At 71.4% G+C, this 20170-nt stretch carries 22 protein-coding genes; 12 read left to right on the forward strand and 10 right to left on the reverse strand.

From position 1 onward, the window contains the following. Positions 1–301 precede the first annotated feature (301 nt). Positions 302–1297: a PRC and DUF2382 domain-containing protein gene (locus tag ACZ5PB_RS10230; protein ID WP_468689579.1), complete on the reverse strand. Its 996-nt coding sequence runs from the start codon at positions 1295–1297 to the stop codon at positions 302–304. Between the two features lie 358 nt (positions 1298–1655). On the opposite strand from ACZ5PB_RS10230, the gene ACZ5PB_RS10235 reads away from it, so the two are divergent. After that, entirely contained in the window at positions 1656–4052 is a 2397-nt protein-coding gene (locus ACZ5PB_RS10235) for an ATP-binding protein (protein ID WP_468689580.1), read from the forward strand. Here ACZ5PB_RS10235 and ACZ5PB_RS10240 read toward each other — a convergent pair. After that, positions 4025–4189, reverse strand: coding sequence for a hypothetical protein (locus ACZ5PB_RS10240; protein WP_468689582.1), 165 nt, complete (start codon positions 4187–4189; stop codon positions 4025–4027). The genes ACZ5PB_RS10235 and ACZ5PB_RS10240 overlap by 28 nt on opposite strands. 292 nt (positions 4190–4481) lie before the next feature. Here ACZ5PB_RS10240 and ACZ5PB_RS10245 point away from each other — a divergent pair, with 292 nt between their 5' ends. From ACZ5PB_RS10245 to ACZ5PB_RS10265, 5 genes are all read left to right on the forward strand, one after another. Further along, a complete protein-coding gene (locus tag ACZ5PB_RS10245; protein WP_468689584.1) occupies positions 4482–4934 on the forward strand; it encodes an ATP-binding protein in 453 nt (150 codons plus the stop codon). 39 nt (positions 4935–4973) lie between these two features. Then, a complete protein-coding gene (locus tag ACZ5PB_RS10250) occupies positions 4974–5699 on the forward strand; it encodes a GAF domain-containing protein (RefSeq protein WP_468689586.1) in 726 nt (241 codons plus the stop codon). Positions 5700–5833: 134 nt separating this feature from the next. Further along, positions 5834–6340, forward strand: a complete 507-nt coding sequence (locus ACZ5PB_RS10255) for a cation:proton antiporter regulatory subunit (protein ID WP_468689588.1) — start codon at positions 5834–5836, stop codon at positions 6338–6340. Positions 6341–6359: 19 nt separating this feature from the next. After that, positions 6360–7580 (forward strand): cation:proton antiporter, encoded by a 1221-nt coding sequence (locus ACZ5PB_RS10260; RefSeq protein ID WP_468689590.1) that lies wholly within the window; start codon positions 6360–6362, stop codon positions 7578–7580. 99 nt (positions 7581–7679) lie between these two features. Then, a complete protein-coding gene (locus tag ACZ5PB_RS10265) occupies positions 7680–8135 on the forward strand; it encodes a tellurite resistance TerB family protein (protein ID WP_468689592.1) in 456 nt (151 codons plus the stop codon). 82 nt (positions 8136–8217) lie between these two features. Here the strand turns inward: ACZ5PB_RS10265 and ACZ5PB_RS10270 are convergent, their stop codons facing one another. Genes ACZ5PB_RS10270 through ACZ5PB_RS10280 form a run of 3 tightly spaced genes read right to left on the reverse strand, consistent with a single transcriptional unit; the run spans position 8218 to position 11584 of the window. Continuing rightward, on the reverse strand, positions 8218–9858 hold the full coding sequence (locus tag ACZ5PB_RS10270; protein WP_468689594.1) for a serine/threonine-protein kinase: 1641 nt from the start codon (positions 9856–9858) through the stop codon (positions 8218–8220). A gap of 46 nt (positions 9859–9904) precedes the next feature. Next, positions 9905–10438 carry a GNAT family N-acetyltransferase gene (locus ACZ5PB_RS10275; protein WP_468689596.1) on the reverse strand — a complete coding sequence of 178 codons (534 nt, stop codon included), beginning with the start codon at positions 10436–10438 and terminating at the stop codon, positions 9905–9907. A 30-nt stretch (positions 10439–10468) separates the two neighbouring features. Beyond that, positions 10469–11584, reverse strand: coding sequence for a M23 family metallopeptidase (locus tag ACZ5PB_RS10280; protein ID WP_468689597.1), 1116 nt, complete (start codon positions 11582–11584; stop codon positions 10469–10471). 275 nt (positions 11585–11859) lie between these two features. On the opposite strand from ACZ5PB_RS10280, the gene ACZ5PB_RS10285 reads away from it, so the two are divergent. Together ACZ5PB_RS10285 and ACZ5PB_RS10290 are read left to right on the forward strand one after the other, a co-directional pair. Then, entirely contained in the window at positions 11860–12564 is a 705-nt protein-coding gene (locus tag ACZ5PB_RS10285; RefSeq protein ID WP_468689599.1) for an ANTAR domain-containing protein, read from the forward strand. Between the two features lie 110 nt (positions 12565–12674). After that, a complete protein-coding gene (locus tag ACZ5PB_RS10290) occupies positions 12675–13436 on the forward strand; it encodes an ANTAR domain-containing protein (protein ID WP_468689600.1) in 762 nt (253 codons plus the stop codon). 72 nt (positions 13437–13508) lie between these two features. Here the strand turns inward: ACZ5PB_RS10290 and ACZ5PB_RS10295 are convergent, their stop codons facing one another. Then, a complete protein-coding gene (locus ACZ5PB_RS10295; protein ID WP_468689601.1) occupies positions 13509–13724 on the reverse strand; it encodes a hypothetical protein in 216 nt (71 codons plus the stop codon). A gap of 116 nt (positions 13725–13840) precedes the next feature. Here ACZ5PB_RS10295 and ACZ5PB_RS10300 point away from each other — a divergent pair, with 116 nt between their 5' ends. After that, positions 13841–14353, forward strand: a complete 513-nt coding sequence (locus tag ACZ5PB_RS10300; RefSeq protein ID WP_468689603.1) for a DinB family protein — start codon at positions 13841–13843, stop codon at positions 14351–14353. A 35-nt stretch (positions 14354–14388) separates the two neighbouring features. On the opposite strand, the gene ACZ5PB_RS10305 is transcribed toward ACZ5PB_RS10300, so the two are convergent. Continuing rightward, the gene (locus ACZ5PB_RS10305; protein WP_468690269.1) at positions 14389–15057 is read right to left on the reverse strand and encodes a DNA alkylation repair protein; all 669 of its coding nucleotides are present in this window, start codon (positions 15055–15057) and stop codon (positions 14389–14391) included. Positions 15058–15235: 178 nt separating this feature from the next. On the opposite strand from ACZ5PB_RS10305, the gene ACZ5PB_RS10310 reads away from it, so the two are divergent. From ACZ5PB_RS10310 to ACZ5PB_RS10320, 3 genes are all read left to right on the forward strand, one after another. Beyond that, a complete protein-coding gene (locus ACZ5PB_RS10310) occupies positions 15236–16372 on the forward strand; it encodes an LLM class flavin-dependent oxidoreductase (RefSeq protein WP_468690272.1) in 1137 nt (378 codons plus the stop codon). Then, complete coding sequence (locus tag ACZ5PB_RS10315) at positions 16369–16989, forward strand: FMN reductase (protein WP_468689604.1); 621 nt, start codon at positions 16369–16371, stop codon at positions 16987–16989. The genes ACZ5PB_RS10310 and ACZ5PB_RS10315 overlap by 4 nt, the downstream gene beginning before the upstream one ends. A 99-nt stretch (positions 16990–17088) precedes the next feature. Next, positions 17089–17514 carry a universal stress protein gene (locus tag ACZ5PB_RS10320; RefSeq protein WP_468689606.1) on the forward strand — a complete coding sequence of 142 codons (426 nt, stop codon included), beginning with the start codon at positions 17089–17091 and terminating at the stop codon, positions 17512–17514. Between the two features lie 42 nt (positions 17515–17556). On the opposite strand, the gene ACZ5PB_RS10325 is transcribed toward ACZ5PB_RS10320, so the two are convergent. The 3 genes from ACZ5PB_RS10325 to ACZ5PB_RS10335 all read right to left on the reverse strand — a co-directional run bounded on the left by ACZ5PB_RS10325 (position 17557) and on the right by ACZ5PB_RS10335 (position 20028). Then, entirely contained in the window at positions 17557–18417 is an 861-nt protein-coding gene (locus ACZ5PB_RS10325; RefSeq protein ID WP_468689607.1) for an ABC transporter permease, read from the reverse strand. Beyond that, positions 18414–19436 (reverse strand): ATP-binding cassette domain-containing protein, encoded by a 1023-nt coding sequence (locus ACZ5PB_RS10330; RefSeq protein WP_468689609.1) that lies wholly within the window; start codon positions 19434–19436, stop codon positions 18414–18416. Before ACZ5PB_RS10330 ends, ACZ5PB_RS10325 begins: the two co-directional genes overlap by 4 nt. 178 nt (positions 19437–19614) lie before the next feature. Further along, a complete protein-coding gene (locus tag ACZ5PB_RS10335; protein WP_468689611.1) occupies positions 19615–20028 on the reverse strand; it encodes a hypothetical protein in 414 nt (137 codons plus the stop codon). Positions 20029–20170: the final 142 nt, after the last annotated feature.

Raw genomic sequence — 20170 nt, forward strand, 5'->3', positions numbered from 1 at the left:
GGGGCGCGGGGAACTGCGCGAGCAACCACACTCGACCCGCACGTACAAACCCCTGGCCCCGCGGAGCGGTTTAGGGAAGGGGCGGGGAGGGGCACAGCCCGCCGCAGGCGCGACACCGCTGAACGCTTCGGGCGCCACGCGGCGGCAGCCGCAAATCGAGCACAGCGGGAAGGGGTGGGGAGGGGCATCGCCCGCCGCAGGCGCGGGGCCGGTCGGTGCTTCGGGTGCAGCGGGAAGGGGCGGGGAGGGGAGAAGCCGCGTGCAGCGGGTCCTCGCTCCTGCCCGCCCCTCGTGGGGACGTCTACCGCTTGCCGGTGTCGTCGCCCATCCCCCGCCTGTCCGCATGCTTCGACCGCATGCCCTCGTCGAACTCCACCTGCTCCTTGCGGACCTGGCCCGAGACCTCCTTCTGTTCCGTCACCTTGTAGACCTCCATCCGCACCCGCTCCACCGGCACGGTCTCCTTGCTCGTCACCGCCCGTTCCTCGTGGAGCACCACCTCCACCTGCCCCTCGGCGATGTTCGCCGTCGTGCGGCCGGTGCGGCGTTCGTCGTCGGTGATGGGTATGCGGGTGACCCGTACCTCCTCGTGGCTCACCTCCACCTGCTTGGTGACGTCCTCCGTCACCACCCGCTTGCGGAGCTGCGCGCGGCCGCTCTCGTATTGCTCGGTCGCGACGTTCAGCCGCTCCTCGGAGAGGAGCATTTCCTCCGACTGGCCCTTGGTGCCCATCGTGCCCGGGCCCGTGCGGCCGGTGGTGATGTCGATGTCCGGTGCGGCGGCGCTACGGGTCGGAGCACCCGCGCCGGCACCCGCCAGGGTGCGTCCACCGGTACCGGTGTCAGCCAGCGGGCGGACCGTCGACCGGGCTCGGTCCGAGGGGGCCGAGGGAGCCTTCGCGGCGGCCGCCGGAGCCGCCGCCGCGGCAGCCGTCCTGCCCGCCGCGTGCCTCCCCGTGTCCCCCGGGCCCGTCATCCCGTAGTGCCGGTAGAGCGCGCCCTCCTCCGAGCGGTCCAGGTGGCCGTCCACGTCGATCCTCGGCGCGTCCTTGATCACATCCTTGTCGTGCGGCACGCGCACGCCGTTGTCCGTACGGGTCGCGCCCGCCAGCGGCACGAACGTCTCCTTGGTGCCGAACAGACCGGTCCGTACCGTGACCCACTCCGGTTCCCCGGTGGTGTCGTCGCGGTAGACCTTCTGTACGGCTCCGACCTTGTTGCCCTCGGCGTCGACCACGTTGGCGCCGGACAGTTCCTCGGGGCGGTAACCGCCGGTGGGGACTTGGGGAGAGGTCATGAGCTCAGGCTCCTTTTCCTTCGTTCCTTTTGCCGGTCGTGCACCGGTCGCTGCCGGTCGCGCGGCACCGATCCCTCCGGTGTCCCGCGCATACGTCCAGTGCGCACGCCCTGCGCCAGCCGCGCGACCGCAGTGATCCACCCCGGGCCCGCCCGAACCCCGCCGCACCTGGCCATATCAGCCTTCTGCGGCCCTGGGGCCACTTCCCGGGCCATGTACTCCATTCGAGTGAAGCGCGCGGGGCGTCCGGTCATGCCCCGAACCGTCACCAGCTGTCACCGGACCGACCGCACCCTGACGCGCGCCGGTGTAACCCGCCACACTGGTAGGCACATTGAGGACCGCGTGTGGGGGCGACATGGCACTCGGCTACACCCGGCGCACCGGCATGCTGCCCGTCGAAGTGACCGGCTTCGTCGGGCGGATATCGGAGCTGGAACGCGTACGTGCGCTGCTGCGGAGTTCGCGGCTGGCCACGCTGATCGGCCCGGGCGGGGTCGGCAAGAGCCGCCTCGCGCTGCGTACCGCGCTGTCCCTGAAGGGGGAGTACGACGACGGGGTGGTGCTCGTCGAACTGTCCGCGCTGCACGATCCCGAGCTGCTGCCCGGCGCGGTGGCGAGCACCCTGGGACTGCCCGAGCAGTCGGGGCGGACGATGCTGGACGTGGTCGTCGAGCATCTGGAGGACCGGCGGCTGCTGCTCGTCCTCGACACCTGCGAGCACCTGCTCGACGCGTGCGCCCTGCTCGCCGACCTGCTGCTGCGCGAGGCGCCGGGCGTGAGCGTACTGGCGACCAGCCGCCAGCCGCTCGACGTGCCGGGCGAACACACCCTGCCCGTACCGCCGCTGGGCGACGACGACGCCGTGGCGCTGTTCGCGCAGCGGGCCGCCGCCGTGGTCCCCGACTTCGTCGTCGACGCGCGCAACCGGGGCGACGTACTCGCCCTCTGCAAACGCCTGGACGGCATCCCGCTGGCCATCGAGCTCGCCACCGTACGGCTGCGGGCACTCCCCCTCCAGCAGCTCGCCGCCCGCCTGGAGCAGCGCTTCCAGGTGCTGACCGGCGGCCGGCGCAGCGCCTCGCTGCCGCGCCACCAGACCCTGCGTACCGCCATCGACTGGAGCTACGACCTGTGCTCGCCGCCGGAGCGACTGCTGTGGTCCCGGCTCTCGGTGTTCGCCGGGTCCTTCGACCTGACGGCCGTCGAGGAGGTCTGCGCGGACGACGACGAGGAGGCGAAGCAGGACAACGGGCTCTCCCACGACGAGGTCCTGGAGCACCTGATAGGGCTCGTCGACAAGTCCGTCGTGCTGCGCGACGGTGACGACAGCGCCCGCTACCGGCTGCTCGACACGATCCGCGAGTACGGTGTCGACCGGTGCGAGGACACCGAGCGCGAGCGCTGCCGCAGGCGCCACCGGGACCACTACCTGGGCCGGGCCTCGTACTTCTTCGAAATGCTGCTGACCGCCGAACAGGTGCCGCTCTACTGGCAGTTGCACCGCGACCTGGCCGATCTGCGCAGCGCCCTGGACTACTCGCTGTCGCGCCCCGACGGGGTGCGGCCCGCACTCGTCATAGCGGCCAGGCTGTGGCCCTTCTGGTCGACCACCGGGCTGTTCAAGGAGGGCAGGTACTGGCTGGAGAAGGGCCTCGCCCTGGACAGCGGGGAGTCCAGGGAGCGTGCGCAGGCACTGCTCTGGGGCAGTCTGCTCGCCATCATGCAGGGGGAGGTCACGACGGCCCACGCGGGCTTCCAGGAGACCGTCCGGGTCGCCGGGGCGTGCGGCTCCGAGCTCGACCTGGCTCAGGCGCAGGGCTTCCTCGGCAGCATCTCCTGGCTGATGAACGACCCGGAGACGGCCCGCCGCACCCTTGCCGAAGCCCTCGCCGAGCAGCACCGGATAGGTGATCCGCTCGGCCTGGTGGTGCACCACTACCAGGCCAGTTACGTCCAGGTGCTGCTGCGGCGCTCCGACGAGGCGACCGCGCACGCCGAGGAGTCACTGCTGCAGATCTCCCGGGCGCCGGGCGGCGGCTCGGGCGAGTGCATGATCACCAGCCAGCTGCTCGGCATGAAGGGCCTGGCCGCCTGGACGCGCGGCGACGCCGAGGAGAGCGTCCGGCTGACGCGTGAGTCGCTGCGGGCAAGCCGGGAGCTGCGGGACGTGTTCGCCGCCACCAACTCGCTGGAGCTGCTGGCCTGGGGCTCGGCGGAGACCGGCGGCAGCAGGCTGGCGGCCTGGCTGTTCGGCACGTGCAGCGAGCTGTGGCGCAAGATCGGCACCCCGATGTTCGGGGAGGCGATCTACCAGGACGACCACACCCGGGTGGAGAGCGCCCTGCGGGCGGAGCTGGGCGAGTCGGAGTACCGGCTGCTCTTCGAGCAGGGCGCGCAGATCCCCATCGACCAGGCCGTGGAACTGGCGCTCGCCGGGGCCACCCGCCCCGTCTCGGCGACCGGGCCCGGCGACCGGGTGCCGTCCTTCGACCACCTCACCCGCCGCGAGCGGGAGGTCGCCACGCTGGTCGCGGCGGGGCTGACCAACCGGGAGATCTCGGAGCGCCTGGTCATCTCCAAGCGGACCGCCGACGCCCATGTCGAGCACATCCTCGCCAAGCTGGGCTTCTCCTCCCGTACCCAGATCGCCGCGCTGGCGGGCGGGACGAGTGGGGCGGCCGGGACGAGTGGCGCAGGTGGCCGGGGCGCGGCCGGGGGCCGGCCTCAGTCCCTGGACGGCGGCCGGACGTAGCGCGCGGCGGCGCTGAGCACGGCCACCGCGAAGACGAGGCCCAGCACCAGCCATGCAACGGGCGGAAGGTCGGGGCGGTCGGCGGCGGCCGTCGCTACGGGGACGGAGGCGGCGAGGACCGGGTGTGCGGCGTTCATGCCCCCCGTGTGCCCCGGTTGCGGGCCGCCGAACGCAAGGTCCCTCCTGGGGGCGACCCGGGCCCGGCCGCTTGACCACCGTCGGCCGTTCGCCGGTATCGCCGTCGCAACGCCTCTGACCTGCCGCGTTCGCGGCCCCTGCGGTATCACCGTGTTCCGGCCGAATTCCCCTGACATCCCTATGACTGAAAATGCGCTGAGGGGGAAAGCGCGTCAGCAGAGCACCGGACATCACGGGGGGCGTCAGGTGTACGAAACAGGACGGGTGGTGCGTGCGGTGCGGGAAGCGACGATGGCTGTGGCAGTGAACATCCCCTTCAGTGCCAGCGCGACGTACGACGGCGAGCCCGGCACCATTGGAGAGGCCAGGGACTTCGCCGCCGACTTCCTCATACGGGCCGAGGCCCTGCACGGGGTCACGGTCTCCGGACGGACCGCCGGGACGGTGAAGCTCCTGGTCAGCGAGCTGGTCACCAACGCGGCGAAGTACGCGCCGGGACCCTGCCTGCTGGACCTGGCCATCGACCGGCCCGGTACCCCGGGCACCCCCGGCACTCCCGGTAGCCCCGACATCCTGCAGATCACCGTGTGGGACACCGACTCCAGGCTCCCCCGGCCCGGCGCCCCCGACCCCGAGCGGATCGGACAGCACGGCCTCGAACTGGTCCTGGCGCTGTGCAGCAAGTACGACATCCAGCGCCTCGCCGGCGGGAAGCGCGTACAGGTACACCTGCCGCTCGACTGACGGCACGGCCGGTCGGCCCGACCCGAGGACACATCAGCGATGAACGCATCCGGTCACCAGGGCCCTCAGTCCATGGCCCAGCAGGTACTGGCCGCGGCGGACGGGGAGCGGGATCCGGCCCGCGTCCCGGGGCTGCTGTGCCGGACGATCCGCGAGGGCATGGGGGTGGACGGCTCCTCGATGTCCTTCTTCACCGAATCGCCGAACCGGCAGCTGGTGTGCACCTCGGACGAGACGGCACTGCGCCTGGAGCACGTGCAGTTCGAGACGGCCGAGGGCCCCTGCGTCACGGCCGCGGCCACCAACGAGGTGGTCATCGTCCGCGATCTGCACCACCAGATGCCGTCCCCCTGGCCGGTGTTCAGCAGCCGCGCGGCCGAGGAACTGGGCGACATCGGAGCGGTCTACGGCTTCCCGCTCTCCTTCGGTACGCACGTGCTGGGCGCGGTCGACCTCTTCCGGCGGATTCCCGGCACGCTGACCGGGGAGGAGGTGCGGCGCGGCAGGGACGCGGCGGGCGCGGCGGCGCTGGTGCTGCTCTCGACGTACCACCGGATGGTGTCCGGCGAGGCGGTCGAGGTGTGGGAGCCGCGGGACGTGATCCGGGCGCACTGGGGCGATGCCCACACCGCCGTCGGGGTGCTGGCCGAGCGCCGCGGCACCTCGTACACCGAAGCCCTCGCCCACGTACGGGCGAGGGCTTTCGGCAGCGGGCGGGCGGTGTCGGAGGTGGTGGAGGAGATCCTGGAGCAGCCGCCGGAGTAGCAAGGCTGTGGGGCGGCGCGTGCCGCGGTCGCGGGCGGCGTCCCCGTACACCTGGACAAAGTGGGGCATACGAGGTGCACAGTAAGGTAATGGGACCTTAAAGATGATCACCTCTCGCTTCCATGGAGGACCCCATGGGGACACGACGTTCCACTCTGCCCGGCATCGGCATCCAGTACGACTTCACCACCGAGGGCGGCCGGCACCTCTCCGTCGTCGTCCATGACGACGGCCGCAGGTTCCTCGGCTTCTACAGTCAGGACGACCCGGACGCGTGCCAGCAGGCCGTCCCGCTCTCCGTGGAGGAGGCGACCGCCCTCGCGCACCTGCTCGACTCGGCGCCCACCGACGCCGTACGGACCGATGGCATCGACCTCGTCACCGAGCACATCCCGGTGACGTCCAAGTCGCCCTACGGCGGCAAGCTCCTGGGCGACACCAAGGCGCGCTCGCGCACCGGTGCCTCGATCGTGGCCGTACTGCGCCGGGCCAGCGCGCACCCCTCCCCGGAGCCGGACTTCCGGCTCGCCATCGGCGACACCCTGGTCGCCGTCGGCACCCGCGAAGGCGTCGACGCGCTCGCCGACATCATCGCGGGCGCCCCCTCCGGCGCGACGCTCACCGACGCCGACGACGACTGAGACCGGGGATCCGAACACCGTGCACACCACCGCTCTCCTCATCGAACTCGGCGCCGTCATCCTGGCCCTGGGCATCATCGGCCGGCTGGCGGGCCGCATAGGCCTGTCCCCCATCCCCCTGTACCTGCTTGCCGGACTCGCGTTCGGCCACGGCGGGCTGATACCCCTCGACGCGAGCGAGGAGTTCACCGCCGTCGGCGCCGAGATCGGCGTCATCCTGCTCCTGCTGCTCCTCGGCCTCGAATACAGCGCGAGCGAACTGGTCACCAGCCTCAAGACCCAGTACCCGTCGGGCATCGTGGACTTCGTCCTCAACGCGACCCCCGGCGCCGTCGCCGCCCTGATCCTCGGCTGGGGCCCGGTCGGCGCGGTCGCCCTCGCGGGCGTCACCTGGATCTCCTCCTCCGGAGTCATCGCCAAGGTCATGACCGACCTGGGACGGCTCGGCAACCGCGAGACCCCCGTCGTCCTCGGCGTCCTGGTCATGGAGGACCTGGCGATGGCGGTCTACCTCCCCCTCCTCACCGCCATGCTGGCGGGCGTCGGCCTGGCCGGGGGCAGCGTCACGCTCCTCATCGCGCTCGGCACGGTCGGTCTCGTCCTGTACGCGGCGCTGCGGCACGGCCGCGTGATCAGCAGGGCGGTCTCCTCGGACAACCCGGAGATGCTGCTCCTGGTCGTGCTCGGCCTCACCGTCCTGGTCGCGGGCATCGCCCAGCAGCTCCAGGTGTCGGCGGCGGTCGGCGCGTTCCTGGTCGGCATCGCCCTCTCCGGCGAGGTCGCCGAGGGCGCGCACAAGCTGCTCGCCCCGCTCCGTGACCTCTTCGCCGCCGTGTTCTTCGTCTTCTTCGGCCTCTCGACGGACCCGGCGGACATCCCGCCCGTACTCGTCCCGGCGCTGCTCCTGGCGGTCGTCACCACCCTCACCAAGATCGGTACGGGCTGGTACGCGGCCCGGCGTGCGGGCATCGGCAAGAAGGGGCGGCTGCGGGCGGGCGGCACGCTGGTGGCGCGCGGCGAGTTCTCGATCGTGATCGCGGGCCTCGCGGTGGCGACGGAACCCCGGATCGGGCCGCTCGCCACGGCGTACGTCCTGATCCTGGTGATCCTCGGCCCGCTGGCCGCGCGCTGGACCGAACCGCTCTTCCTGCGTCTGACCGAGGGCAGGAAGAAGCCCCCGGCGGGGCCGCCGACCCTGGAGGAACTGATCGCGGCGGAGTCCCGGACGGCGAGCCACTAGGACGGGCCATTAGATCGTCTTTATGCCCGGGCCTGTTAGATTCTACAAAGCTGTAGAAGAAGCTGTGGCAGCAAAGCCGGACGACGACGGAGACACCTCATGGCCCTGTGGGACCGCCTCAAGGAAACCGCCTCTACGATGCAGACCCAGCTGGAGTCGAAGAAGAACGAGCTGAAGAGCGGCTCGTTCCGGGACGCCAGCATGGCCATGTGCGCACTGGTCGCGGCGGCCGACGGCACGATCGACGCCTCGGAGCGGCAGCGCGTCGCCTCGCTGATCATGACCAACGACGTGCTGCAGAACTTCCCCGCCGACGACCTCCAGCGCCGCTTCAACGAGTACTGCGAGAAGCTCACCGCGGACTTCGCGTTCGGCAAGGTGAGCATCCTCCAGGAGATCGCCAAGGCGAAGAAGAAGCCGGCGGAGGCGCGTGCGGTCATCCAGATCGGCATCGTGATCGGCGGCGCGGACGGCGACTTCGACAAGACGGAGCAGGCCGTGGTCCGCGAGGCGTGCTTCGCGGTGGGCCTGCCGCCGCACGAGTTCGACCTGTAGCACCTGGCACTGACGGCGGAGCCCCGCCCGGACCCGACCCGGTCCGGACGGGGCTCCGCACGTCCCGCACACCGGCTGCGGACTACTGGTCGCGGACCGGGATCCTCCACCACAGCAGCCACGCGCCCGTGCTCAGGAGCAGTGCGTTGAACAGCCCGCCGATCGCCGTCCCCCCGAATCCGGCCCTCATCAGGCCGAACCCGACGACCAGCGCCAAGTCGAGCAGCAGGGCGCACCCCCAGACCACCGCCGGATGCAGCCGGGGCCGGGGAAAGGCGTTGAGGCACGCGGTCGCGAGCACGCCGAGGAGGCTGAGGGGGGTGACCTGGCGCGCGTTCCAGGGCAGCAGGTAGCTGATGGCCGCCGCCAGGGCGAAGCACCCCGCCAGCCGCAGCCACCGCGCCTGGTCCGGGCGCAGCCCCGTCCGCGACGGCTGGGGGCCGCCCTGCGGCGGCCGGGCGGGCAGGGCCGCCGCGCTCATGGTGAGGGCGTCGGGCATCACGGCCCCGGCCCGCGCCCGGCGGGGCGCGGGCGCGGCACTTGGCGTGTGCGCGTGCCCCGGCGTGGGCGCGGCACCCGGCGTGGCGTGCCCCGGTGCGGCACCCGGCGTCGCGTACCCCGGTGCGGCAGCCGGCGTGGGCGCGCCACCCGGCGTGTGCGCGTGCCCCTGCGTGGGCGCGGCACCCGACGCGGCGTGCCCCGGTGCGGCCCCCGGCGTGGCGTACCCCGGCGTGGGCGTGTGCCCCGGTGCGGCGTGCCCCGGTGCGGCAGTCGGCGTGGGTCCGTAGCCCGCGCTCTGGCTCGGGCCGTACCCCGGCGCCGGCGCCGCCCCCGGGTCGACCTGCGTCGGGATCGCGGGCGGCACGCGGTGCGCCGGATGACCTGCGCCTCCCCGCAGCGCCCCTTCCGCTTCCGCCAGCCCCGCCCGCACCCGCCCCGCGTCCGCGCGCAGTTGCGGGTCCTTCGTCAGGAGCATGGCCAGTACGGGGGCCAGCACGCCCGCCCGCTGCGGCGGACGCGGATCCTCCGTGGCCACGGCGATGCACAGCGCCGTGAACGTATCGGCGGAGAACGGGGGCCGGCCCTCCACCGCGCAGTACAGCGTGGCGCCCAGCGCCCACAGGTCCGTCGGGGGCGCGGGCGGCTTGCCGACCAGCTGTTCCGGGGCCATGTACGCGGGTGTGCCGATGATCGTGCCCGTGTGGGTGAGCGCCATGGTGGCGTCCGCCATGTGCGCGATGCCGAAGTCGGTGAGGATGACGCGGTCGTCCATCAGCAGGACGTTGTCCGGCTTGAGGTCGCGGTGGACGATGCCCGCCGCGTGGGCCCGTTCGAGGGCCTTGAGCACGGCGGTGCCGATCTCCACGGCCCGTGCCACCGGCAGACCCCGGCCGCCGGTGCGCTCGATCGCCGTCGCGAGCGAGACCCCGGTGACGTACTCCATGACGATGACCGGCGCCCCCGCGTGCTCCACCACGTCGTGCACCGTGATGATCCCGGGGTGGTTGAGCCGGGCGGCGGACCGCGCCTCGCGCATCACACGCTGGAGGAGCACCTCGCGCTGCTCGGCGGTGATGCCCTGTGGCAGCAGCACCTCCTTGACGGCGACCTCCCGCCCGAGCGTCTCGTCAAGACCGCGCCACACCCGGCCCATCCCGCCCTGGCCGATCAGCTCCAGGAGCCGGTAACGGCCCCCCGTCAGTACGTCGTTCACTTCTGCCACGCGGCTCAGCGTAGAACAGCAGGCCGAACGGGGTACCGGGTTCCGTTCAGGACGCGGCGGCCGCCGCGAAGCAGCGGACCGGGACCAACTCGCCGCCGCCCCAGTCCTGTTCGCCGCCGCCGACCGCCTCCCAGCCGGTACGGGAGTAGAAGGCGACAGCTCCGCCGTCGGCCGCCACCACATCCAGCACGGCCCGAAGGCCCAACTCCCGTGCCGCACCCGCCACTTGGGCGAGCAGCGCCCTACCCGCGCCGGTCCCCCGCGCCCGTGGCGACACGAAGAGCCGGGCCACCACGGCCACCGGCCCCGGCACCAGCCCCGGCGCCACGTCGCCTGGCCCCGCGACGACCAACGCCACATGACCGACAGGACCGCCGGCGCCCCCGTCCTCCGCACCCCCGGCCTCCGCGACCCACGCCCCGAGGGAACCGAGGGCACCACCACCCCCGACCCACTCCTCCGGATCGGCCGGCCAGTGCCGGGGATAGCCGTCCTTCTCGTGCACCTCGCGCAGGACGCGTACGAGAGCGGGCAGATCGGCGGGACGCCGGGGGCGTACGCGGAGAGCGGGTCGGTTCACCACCGCAGAAAAGCACGGAGGCGCGCGCCCTCACACATCGACCCCCTGCTCCCGCAGCCAGGGCAACGGCGGGATCCCCGAACCGAGTTGCGGGGTGACGCGCACCTCGAAGTGCAGGTGCGGCCCCGAGACGTTGCCCGTGCTGCCGGAGAGACCGATCGTTTCTCCTGCCGCGACGTGCTGGCCCGTACGGACGCCAAAGGCGGAGAGGTGGGCGTACTGGGTGAAGTAGCCGTTGGGATGGCGGATGATCACCTGGTTCCCGAAGCCGTCGCCGCAGCCGAGGAAGTGGACGGTGCCTGCGCCCACCGCACGTACCCGTGAACCGTCGAAGACGGCGAAGTCCTGCCCGGTGTGACGGTTCTTCCAGCGGCCGCCGGACTCCGCGAAACCGGCGGAGAGCGGGGCCGGATCCACCGGCTTGACCCACTGCGGGGCGGCGGCGCGCCGGGCCGGGGGCGGCGGCCCGAGCGGCTCGACGGACGCCGTGCCCTCGCAGGACCGTCCCGGCGCACCACCGGCGAGTACGCCTCCGCCGGACGCCCGTGCCGCCGCGGCGGAACGCGCCGCCCGCCTGGCCTCCTCCGCCCTGCGCAACCGCTCCTGGGCCAGCCCCAGCTTCCGCTCGATCAGGCTGCGGGCGGCGGACTGCCGTACGAGATCGGCCTTGAGCGCGTCGAGGACCTTCGCGGACGCCGCCCGGTCGCGGGCCAGCCGGGCCCTGGACTCCCGTACCCGGACCATCAGCGAGGCCGTCGCGTGCCCGCCCCGCTGGGCGAGGGCGATCCGCCGCATCAGCTGCTCGGGGGAGTCGGCGGCCAGGAAGCGGGCCGTGTACGCGAAGGGCCCGGTCCCGCCCCGGTACTGGCGGCACGCCAACTCCCCCATCGCCTCCCGCAACCGGCCGAGCCGCGCCCGCTCGGCCGCCTCGGCCGCACGGAGCCCGCCCACCTCAGCCCGCGCCCGCCGCACCGCCCTGCGGGCGTTCTCGTGCACCTGCACGGCGGCCCCCGCCTCCCGGTACAGCCGCTCCACCTCGGCCGCTTCCGGTACGGGGTCGGCCCGCGCCCCCGTACTCGCCCCCGCAGCCAGCAGACCGACGGCCACGGACACCGCGCACCCTCGCATGAACTCGACTCGTCGCATGAGCCGACTGTGGCAACACCCCGCCACCACCCGTCCCCACCGCCCCGGTGGACGCGCCGCCCGGTTCACCCGGGTGCAGCAACTGATCCCGCGCGTCAGGTGACGGCCCGGCGTTGCGGACGGCTCGGTGCAGTGGGCACTTCCGGAACGGCTTGAGCACGGGGGAAGACCTTGGCATTCTGGGGGACGACAAGTGAAATACCGCGCCGTTCGGACCAGTGCGGCATCACGAAGTGGACTGCCGCACCTCCGGGCGGCGTTCGAGGTGATGATGTATGCCCGAGCACAAGGTCGAGGGACTGACGGTCCTGGTCGATCTGCTGGCGCCAGGCGCACCAGGACCCTCCACCAGGTGGGTCGCGCGCTGCGCGGAACTGCTGGACGTGGACGGAATCGCGGTGTCCACGCACACCCCCGCCACGGAACTGCTCTGGTTCAGCGGCGAGTTGAGCGCGCCGCTGGACGACCTGCAGTTCACGCTCGGCCAGGGGCCGAGCGTGGAAGCCGCCGAGAAGGGCTCACTGCACCTCATCGCCGACCTTCGGCACATGGACGAGGGCCGCTGGCCCGCGTTCATTCCCGGCGCCACCGAACTCGGCGTCCGGTCACTGGTCGCACTGCCGCTGCGGCTCGGTGCGATACGGGTCGGCTCACTGACCGGTCACCGGTGCGAACCCCGCCCCCTCAGCGAGGCCGGTCTGTACGCGGCCCTGACCCTGTGCGAGGCGCTCACCCACTACCTTCTCTCTCCACCGCCCCCGGGCAGGAAGGGAGTACGGGCCGGTGGCGACACCTATGGCACGCTGCACCGGGCGGTCGTGCACCAGGCGACCGGGATGGTCAGTGTCGATCTTGGCGTGGACCTCGCGACCGCTCTTGACCGGTTGCGCGCTTATGCGTTCGCACATGACCGGCCTATCGTCGCCGTCTCCCGGGATGTCGTCGCCAGACGGATCCAATTGACCGACGACAGGCAGTAGGAGAACGTCGCACAGGGAATTCCAGGAACATGAGGAATGACGAAACGATCTTTTGCGCCCCGTGGAAACAGTGAGGGTCGGAGAAACGTGCGGAACAAGGGAATCCGATCATGAACCGAGAACGTGAACTGGCGCTGGCCGACACCTTCGTGGAGCTGGCCGACACACTTGTGGACGAATTCGACACGATCGACTTCTTTCAGCAACTCCGTTCGCGCTGCCTCCAGTTACTCGACGTCTCGGTCGCGACGGTACTGCTGGCCCCGAGCGGCGAGCCGCTGCGGACGGTCGCACCCTGCGACCCCACGGAGGAGATCCAGGAGTTGCTGGACGTCATCGCGGTGGAAGGCCCCGCGGTCGACTGTCACGCCGGGGCCGACGACGCCGACTTGACGCGCGTCGACCTCGCGACGGCGGCCGGTCGGTGGCCCTCGTTCGCCCCGCTCGCCCGCAGCGCCGGGTACACCTGGGCGTGCGCGCTGCCGCTGAGGCTGCGCGGGGAGCGGCTGGGCAGTCTGCTGCTCCTGCGTACGGGGGCGGGCCCGCTGCCGGAGTTCGACGTGCGGCTGGGACGGGCGCTCGCCGATGCCGCCGCGATCGGCCTCGTACACGAACAGACCCTGACCAGACACCGGGTGACGGCGATTCAGCTCCGTACGGCACTGGACAGCCGGATCCTCATCGAGCAGGCCAAGGGAGTGCTGGCGGCGAGATTGCGGGTCGGGGTGAACGAGGCCTTCGCGGTGCTGCGCGGGCATGCGCGGAGCAGGGGGCAGCGGCTCACCGCGGTGGCGCACGAGGTGGTCGAGAACGGACTGGTGCCGGGCATCCGCCGGGACGGAGACCGGGCCTCGCTGGCCGAGGAACAGTGAGGGCCGGCTCGCGGAGCGGCGCCGTGGACCAGTGCCCGTGAACCAGTGCCGCGGACCGGCGCGCGGGGCCGGTCAGGAGAAGCGGCGGAGGTGCTCCTCCGTGGGCCGGAACCGCTTCTGGCAATTGCCGCACCACCAGCGCCAGTGGTGCTCGTCGGTCTCACGGATCTCGGAGCGGGTGTCCTTCCACAGGACGCCCTGGCGGCAGTTCGGGCAGGTCGGCGGGATGGGCGGCGGCGACGGTACGCGGTCGGAGGCCGGCAGGGTGACGTCGATGCGTGCGGACATCCCGGCAGAGTGCACCGACTCGGGTGTGCGCGGGGCATGTTCCGGGGCGGGGTCACTCCTTCGGGCACTCCTTTAATCGTTCGACTTCCGGCAGCCGCGCACCCGATCATCCAGCGGTGACCCGACGAACCGATATGCCTGCCGCCTGGGACGAACGTTCCTCCCTGACCACCTTCCTCGACTACGTGCGCGGCACCGCCGTCGACAAGTGCGCGGACGTCGCCGCGGCGCACGTGGGATCCGCCCCGCTGCCCGGATCGCCGCTGATGACCCTGGGCGGGCTCATCAGCCACCTGCGCTGGGTGGAGCAGTGGTGGTTCGAGGCGATCTTCCTCGGCAAGGAGGACACGGTCGAGTGGCCCTGGACGGACGAGGACCCGGACCGGGAGATGCGGATCGGCGCGACGCGGCCGATCGCCGAGCTGATCTCGGAGTACGAGGCGAAGTCCGAGGAGTACCGGGCGCTGGTGGCGGCGACGGACCTGGACGCGGTGAGCGCCGTGGAGATCAGGGGCGGGGAGCGGCCGACGCTGCGCTGGGTGCTGATGCACCTGATCGAGGAGACCGCCCGGCACAACGGCCACCTGGACGTCCTGCGGGAACTGGCGGACGGCCGCACCGGCTCCTGAGCCACGACCCGCCCCGGCGATGACGGCCCCGGCGGCTATGCCGACTGGCGGCGGACCAGTTCGTTGATCCAGGCCGGGGCGTACGGGGACGTACAGCCCGGCGGGGTCGGATAGTCCTTGAGCACCTGGAGGCGCTCGCCGATGGCGAGCGCACGCTCACGGTGGTCCGGGTGCGAGATCCCGATCTGCGCCAGGCAGTGGTTCATCGCCCACTGCAAGCGGTCCGGGGCCTGCTTCAGCTCCGCCTCGATGACGTCGAGCATCCCCCCGAGGTCGAGCCCGGCCGGCTTCTTCGCGACGCGCTCCACGGTCAGTGCCCAGCCCGCACTGGCCACCACCGGGTCCGGATCGGCCGTCCAGGCGACGCGCAGTTCCTCGGCGTACGGGCTCTTCTTGACCACGTAGTTCACGAGCCACTCGTGCACCTTGGGCGTACGCGCCTCGCGCAGCATGGCGTCCAGTTCGCCGCGCCCGAACTCCTTGGGGCGGCAGATCAGCAGCCCCAGCAGCCTCGCCGCCGTGTCGCCCGTCGCCCAGAGGCCCCGTGCGAGCTCCTGCTGCTTCTTCAGGCGCCCCGCGACCGCGCGCAGCTTGCCGAGGTTCACACCGTGGTCGTCGCCGTGCTTCTCGTTCACCGCTCGGGCCTTCGGGTCCTCAAGGGCGGCCAGCTCGGCCATCACCTCGGCCACCGTCGTCTCGGCCACCTGGTCCTCCACCCTGTCCGATTCCCTGTCCACCCAGCGTATGCCGAACGACCCCGGGGCGTCCGACCTGCGGGAATAGGTTGCCGCAGCTCCCTGTTGATGCGATTGTTCAATATTCAACCGTCACATCACAGCCCCAGAGGTGACCACCATGACCGCGACAGCGACGCACCGCGCCGTGCAGTTCGGGATCTTCAGCGTCGGCGACGTCACGCCCGACCCGACGACCGGCCGTACCCCGACCGAGCACGAGCGCATCAAGGCCATCGTCGCCATCGCGCAGAAGGCCGAGGAGGTCGGGCTCGACGTCTTCGCGACCGGCGAGCACCACAACCGGCCCTTCGTGCCGTCCTCGCCGACCACCCTGCTCGGCCACATCGCGGCCCGTACGGACCGGCTCCTGCTCTCCACCTCGACCACGCTGATCACCACCAACGACCCGGTGAAGATCGCCGAGGACTACGCGATGCTCCAGCACCTGGCCGACGGCCGCGTCGACCTGATGATGGGGCGCGGCAACACCGGCCCGGTCTACCCCTGGTTCGGCAAGGACATCCGCGACGGCATCTCCCTCGCCGTGGAGAACTACGCCCTGCTCCACCGCCTGTGGCGCGAGGACGTCGTCGACTGGGAGGGCAGGTTCCGTACGCCGCTCCAGTCCTTCACCTCCACCCCGCGCCCGCTGGACGGCGTCCCGCCGTTCGTCTGGCACGGCTCGATCCGCTCGCCGGAGATCGCCGAGCAGGCCGCGTACTACGGTGACGGCTTCTTCGCGAACAACATCTTCTGGCCGAAGGAGCACTTCCGGAAGCTGATCAACCTCTACCGCGAGCGTTACGCGCACTACGGCCACGGCACCCCCGACCAGGCAATCGTCGGCCTCGGCGGGCAGGCGTTCCTCGCGAAGAACTCGCAGGACGCGGTGCGCGAGTTCCGCCCGTACTTCGACAACGCGCCGGTGTACGGGAACGGCCCGTCCATGGAGGAATTCATGCGCGAGACGCCGCTGACGGTCGGCTCGCCGCAGGAGGTCATCGAGAAGACGCTGACCTTCCGCGAGACCTTCGGCGACTACCAGCGCCAGCTGTTCCTGATGGACCACGCGGGTCTGCCGCTGAAGAAGGTCCTGGAACAGCTCGACCTGCTCGGCGAGGAGGTCGTACCGGTGCTCCGCAGGGAAATGGCCGCGAACCGCCCGCCGCAGGTCCCGGACGGGCCGACGCACGAGGCGCGGGTCGCGGCGGCCCAGCAGGAAGCCACCCGGCAGGAAGCCGCCCGGCAGGAAGCGATGAACACGGAGGTCAACGCGTCATGAAGCTCGTGGTCGTCTCGGCGGGACTGAGCACCCCCTCCTCCACCCGCCTCCTCGCGGACCGCCTCACCGAGGCGGTCCGGGCCCGCCTCACCGGCCGCGTTCCCGGCCTCGACGTCGTGCACGTCGACCTGCGCGACCTCGCGGTCCCGATCGCGCACCACCTGGTCACCGGATTCCCGAACGGAGAGCTGCGTACCGCCCTCGAAGCGGTGGAGGACGCGGACGGCCTCATCGCCGTCACCCCGATCTTCACCGCCTCGTACAGCGGGCTCTTCAAGTCCTTCTTCGACCTGATCGACGTGGACAAGGCCCTCACCGCCAAGCCCACCCTGATCGCCGCCACCGGCGGCACCGCCCGCCACTCCCTCGCCCTGGACCACGCGGTCCGCCCGCTCTTCGCGTACCTGCGCGCCCAGGTCGTCCCGACGGCGGTCTTCGCCGCCTCGGAGGACTGGGGCTCGGTCGGCGACGGCTATACGGAGCTGCTGCCGCGCCGCATCGACAGGGCGGCCGGGGAGCTGGCCGACCTGATGGCGGGCCGGTCCGGGAGCGTACGGCCGGGGTCACCGGAGGTGGTTCCGTTCGCGGAACAGCTGGCGGCGCTGCGGAAGGGCTGAGCCGCATGGCCGCCGGTGGGGGCCGCCTGAGTGGCGGCCCCCACCGGACGCTGATCGAATTGACCGGACCACCATCCCATCCAACAGAGGGGCCGGCAGATGGCAGGCAGGATCGTCGTGGGCGTGGACGGCTCGGAGTCGTCGGTACGGGCGCTGCGCTGGGCGGCACAGCAGGCGGACCTGACCGGCGGCCGGCTGGTGGCCGTCACGAGCTGGGAGTTCCCGACCTGGGCCGGGATCCTGCCGGAGGACGCCGACTTCGACCCGGAGCGGCACGCGACGGAGACCCTCTACGAGACGGTCGAGCGCGTCCTGGGGGCGGAACGGGCGGCCACCGTCACCCGCCACACGGTCCGCGGGAACGCCGCCGAGGCACTCCTCGACCGCGCGGAGGGCGCCGACCTCCTGGTGGTCGGCGCGCGCGGCTACAGCGGCCTGAAGGCCAGCTTCCTCGGCTCGGTGTCCCTGCACGTGGTGCAGCGCTCGCCGGTGCCGGTGACGGTGGTGCGGGGCGACGAGAAGTAGGCGGCTCGGGCGCCCCGGCTGCTTCCGGTTGCAGAGCCCTCACTACTTCCGGTTGTAGAGCCGCATCGTCAGGGTGCCGAAGACCGTCAGGAAGAGGCCGGCCCAGGCCAGCGTCCAGGCGATGTCCGCGCCCGGCCAGTGGCCGGCCATCAACTCCCGTACCGCCGTGGCCGCATGGCTCACCGGGCTGTTGTTGACGAAGGCCTGGAGCCAGCCGGGCATGGTGCGCGGGTCGACGAAGACGTTGCTGAGGAAGGTCAGTGGGAAGATCACCATCATGCTGACGCCCATCACCGACTTCTCGGAGCGCAGCATCAGCCCGAACATGGTCCAGATCCACGAGAAGGCGAACGAGAAGACCATCAGCAGCGCCACCCCGCCGAGCACGCCCAGCACCCCGCCCTGCGGCCGGTAGCCGATGACCAGGCCGACCGCGAGGATCACCACCGAGGCGATGAGGTAGCGGACGATGTCGCCGAGCAGATAGCCGACCATGGGCGCCGGACGCCACATCGGCAGGGTGCGGAAGCGGTCGAAGACGCCCTTGGAGATGTCCGTGTTGATGGCCACGCCCGTGTACATGGTGATCATGACGATGGACATCACCAGTACGCCGGGCAGCAGGAACTGGATGTACTCCGAGACCGATCCGGCGAGCGCGCCGCCGAAGAGGTAGGCGTACATCAGCACCATCATGATCGGGAACGCCGTCACGTCGAACAGCTGCTCCGGTACGTGCTTGATCTTGAGCATCGCCCGCCACCCGAAGGTGAGCGAGGCGGAGAGCGCGCTGGGGCGGGGCGGCCGGTCCTTGGCGACCAGGAGGGCCGCGAGCTCGTCGACCCTGGGGGCTTCGAGGAGTACGTCGCTCTGGTCCTGCTGCTTGGTGGTCGCGGTACTCATGCCGGCTCTCCCTCATCGGCTGCTGCGCCGGGCTCGTCGGACGGCTTCTGCTCCGTCAGGGCCATGAAGACCTCGTCCAGGCTGGGCTGGCCGAGCGCGAAGCTGTCGACCGTGATGCCGGCCCTGGCGAGGGCGGCGAGCGCGCGGGCGGCCTGTTCGGCGGCGCCCTGTTCGGTGTTGCCGCCGTCGACGGTGGCGGTCAGCGCGACGGGGTCCGGTTCGAGCTGGACGTGGGCGTTCATCTCGGCGGTGAGGATCTGCTCGGCCCGCGGCCGGTCGTCCGGAACCCGCAGCCTCAGGTGTACGGAGCCGGAGCCGACGGACGCCTTCAGCTCGCCCTTGGTGCCCTCCGCGATGACCTTGCCGTGGTCGATGACGGCGATGCGCGACGCCAACTGGTCGGCCTCGTCGAGGTATTGGGTGGTGAGAAGAACGGTCGTGCCCTGTGCGACGACCGCGCGGACGATGTCCCAGACCTGATTGCGGCTGCGCGGGTCCAGGCCGGTGGTCGGCTCGTCGAGGAAGAGCAGGTCGGGGGTGTTGAGGATGGACGCGGCGATGTCGATGCGGCGCCGCATGCCGCCGGAGTAGTTCTTGACCTGCTTGCCCGCCGCCTCGCTCAGCCCGAAGGCCTCCAGCAACTGGGCGGAGCGGGAACGGGAGTCGGGCTTGGAGTGGCCGAGCAGGCGGGCGAGGAGGACGAGGTTCTCGGTACCGGTGAGGTCCTCGTCGACGGACGCGTACTGCCCGGTGAGGCTGACCCGGGAACGTACCGCGTCGGCGTCCTTCACCACGTCCTTGCCGAACACCCGGGCGCTGCCGCCGTCGGGGCGCAGGAGGGTGGCGAGCATTCTGACGGCGGTGGTCTTGCCCGCGCCGTTGGGGCCGAGGACGCCGTAGACGGTGCCGGTGGGGACGGAGAGGTCGATGCCGTCGACGGCCCGGTTGTCACCGAAGACCTTGACCAGGGATTCGGTCTCGATGGCGAGGTCGGTCCTGGACTGTATCTGCGTGCTCATCTGGGTGGGTCAACTCCCCGTGTCCGGCGTCGTACGGATCGATGCGTGCAGACTGGTGTTCTACTCCGGAGTGGTGCGCGCCTGCTCCGATTGCCGGTACTTGGCGACGCAGGCTCCCAACTCGACCGTAACGGACCCCACTTGGGAGCTGCGCGACATTTTTTTACCCGAACTCCCCTCAGTCACTGTGGGAGTAGAAGGCGTAGAACGCGGAGACGAACATGGCCGCGCCGAGGACCAGGCCCATGACCACCGAGGTGAGGACGCTGCTGCCGCCGAGGCTGTGGAGGAAGCCCATGGCGATGCCGAAGGGCACGGCGAAGGCGGTGGCGCGGATGCCGGGGGTACGGCCCTTGGTCATCTTGCCGACGACGTGGGCGACTGCGGTCACGATCACTCCGCAGAGGACGCCGAGCCATACGTTCGACCAGGTCAGGGGGTCGTAGCCACGGGACATGAAGCCGCTGTAGATGCCGTAGGTGAGGCCGAGCAGAAGAGGAATGGCCCAACTGGCACGGCCGGCCCTGGTGGCCGCCCCTCTCGTTGTCCTGCTTGTTGTCCTGGTTGCGGGTCCCGCTGCGTGTGCGCCCATCTGGACACTCCTCGTGGTCGCCCCCGGGTCGGTTCCCCCACTCCCCCAGGGCACACCCATCACGGGGGTGCGGCAAGTCGAGGAGGGGCGGGCGCGACCGGGTCGCGGCCGGGCCGGCCTCACCGTTCCGGCCGCGCCCCGG

Source organism: Streptomyces sp. NPDC032721 (assembly GCF_055579625.1).